Origin of the sequence: Saccharomonospora iraqiensis subsp. iraqiensis, from assembly GCF_000430445.1 — a bacterium.
Lineage (GTDB): Bacteria > Actinomycetota > Actinomycetes > Mycobacteriales > Pseudonocardiaceae > Saccharomonospora > Saccharomonospora iraqiensis.
In genome coordinates this window covers 1818-4117 of record NZ_KE387037.1, presented here as the reverse complement: position 1 = coordinate 4117, position 2300 = coordinate 1818, and the positions used below count along the sequence as shown (strand labels likewise).

At 72.4% G+C, this 2300-nt stretch carries 2 protein-coding genes; both read left to right on the top strand.

The window, feature by feature from the left end; translation table 11 throughout:
• Positions 1-1277, top strand: a 1277-nt coding sequence (locus ACTIR_RS0101735) for an NAD-dependent succinate-semialdehyde dehydrogenase (RefSeq protein ID WP_026452995.1), incomplete at its 5' end; no start/stop codon positions are given.
• Positions 1274-2300, top strand: a 1027-nt coding sequence (locus tag ACTIR_RS21150) for a tartrate dehydrogenase (RefSeq protein ID WP_199285551.1), incomplete at its 3' end; no start/stop codon positions are given. The genes ACTIR_RS0101735 and ACTIR_RS21150, both read left to right, overlap by 4 nt.

Below are 2300 nucleotides of genomic sequence, written 5' to 3'. Positions count from 1 at the left end.
CCGCCCAGGCCGACTGGGCCGCGCACCCGCCGCGGGAGCGCGGGGAGATCCTGCGGCGGTCGTACGAGACGCTGATGGCCCGTCAGGACGAACTCGCCCTGCTGATGACCCTGGAGATGGGCAAGCCGCTCGCGGAGGCGCGGGGCGAGATCGCCTACGCCGCCGAGTTCTTCCGCTGGTTCGCGGAGGAGGCCGTGCGCATCGACGGCGGGTACGCCGTCGCGCCGAACGGCTCGGGCCGGTTCCTCGTCACGAACCAGCCCGTCGGCCCGTCGCTGCTGATCACACCGTGGAACTTCCCGATGGCGATGGGCACCCGCAAGATCGGCCCCGCCGTGGCCGCGGGTTGCACGATGGTCGTCAAGCCCGCCGCCCAGACGCCGCTGTCGATGCTGGCGCTGACCCGCATCCTCGCCGAGGCGGGGCTGCCCGACGGCGTGCTCAACGTGCTCACCACCACCGACTCGGGCGGCGTCATGGAGCCGTTGATCCGCGACGGCCGGGCACGCAAGCTCTCGTTCACCGGCTCCACCGCCGTCGGCCGCACGCTGCTTCAGCAGTGCTCGGACAAGGTCCTGCGCACCTCGATGGAGCTGGGCGGCAACGCGCCGTTCCTGGTCTTCGACGACGCCGACCTCGACGAGGCGGTCGAGGGCGCCATGGCGGCCAAGATGCGCAATATCGGTGAGGCCTGCACCGCCGCCAACCGGTTCTACGTGCAACGCGGCGTGGCCGACGAGTTCGCCCGCAGACTCACCGAGCGGATGTCGTCGCTGGCGATCGGCCGGGGCACCGAGGACGGCGTCGTCGTCGGCCCGCTCATCGATCCCGCCGCGGTGGAGAAGGTCTCCACGTTGGTCAGCGACGCCGCCCAGCGGGGCGCGGACGTGCTCACCGGTGGGGCCACCGTGGACGGGCCGGGGAACTTCTACCAGCCGACCGTGCTCACCGGGGTGCCCACGGACGCGCGGATGGCGAGCGAGGAGATCTTCGGCCCGGTCGCGCCGATCACCGAGTTCGACACCGAGGACGAGGCACTGGTCGCCGCCAACGACACCGAGTACGGCCTGGTCGGCTACGTCTACACCCGCGACGTCAAGCGCGCGCTGCGGGTCAGCGAGAAGCTGGAGACCGGCATGGTGGGCCTGAACCAGGGCGTGGTGTCCAATCCGGCGGCGCCGTTCGGCGGGGTCAAGCAGTCCGGCCTCGGGCGTGAGGGCGGCACCCTCGGGATCGACGAGTTCCTGGAGACCAAGTACGTCGCGGTGAGCCTGTGACGGCCGGGGGTTCGGTGGACGGGGCCCCGGCCTCCGGGGACGGACGCGCGTACGGGATCGCCGCCGTCCCCGGTGACGGCATCGGGGTGGACGTGACCACCGAGGCCCGCCGGGTGCTGGACGCCGCGGCGGCGGCACACGGGTTCGCCCTGCGCTGGACGGAGTTCGACTACAGCTGCGAACGGTACCTGCGCACCGGCGCGATGATGCCCGACGACGGCGTCGCCACGCTGGCCGGATTCGACGCGATCCTGCTCGGCGCGGTCGGCTTCCCGGGCGTGGCCGACCACGTGTCGCTGTGGGGCCTGCTGATCCCGTTGCGCCGCGCGTTCTCCCAGTACGTCAACCTGCGGCCGGTGCGGCTGCTGCCCGGCACCACCTCGGCGCTGGCCGGGCGCGGGGCCGACGAGCTGGAGATGGTGATCGTCCGGGAGAACGCGGAGGGCGAGTACTCCACCCTCGGCGGCAGGCACAACGCGGGACACCCGGGCGAGTTCGCCCTGCAGGAGTCGGTGTTCACCCGCGTCGGTGTCGAACGGGTCGTCCGCTACGCCTTCGACCTGGCGCGCACCCGGTCGAAGCGGGTGTGCTCGGCGACCAAGTCGAACGGCATCATCCACACGATGCCGTTCTGGGACGAGGTCTTCGACGCCGTCGCGGCCGAGTACCCGGACGTGGCCGCCGAATCGTGCCACGTCGACGCCCTGGCCGCCCGGATGGTGCAGGCCCCCGACCGGCTCGACGTCGTCGTGGGGTCCAACCTGTTCGGCGACATCCTCAGCGACCTCGCCGCCGCCGTGACCGGCGGGCTCGGCATGGCCCCGTCCGGCAACCTCAACCCGGAGCACACGCACCCGTCGATGTTCGAGGCGGTGCACGGCAGCGCTCCGGACATCGCCGGGAAGGGCATCGCGAACCCGGTGGCGCAGATCCTCGCCGGCGCGATGCTGCTCGACCACCTCGGCGAGGCCGCGGCGGCCCGCGCCGTGGAGGCGGCCGTGGAGAAGGTGCTGGCCGAGGGCA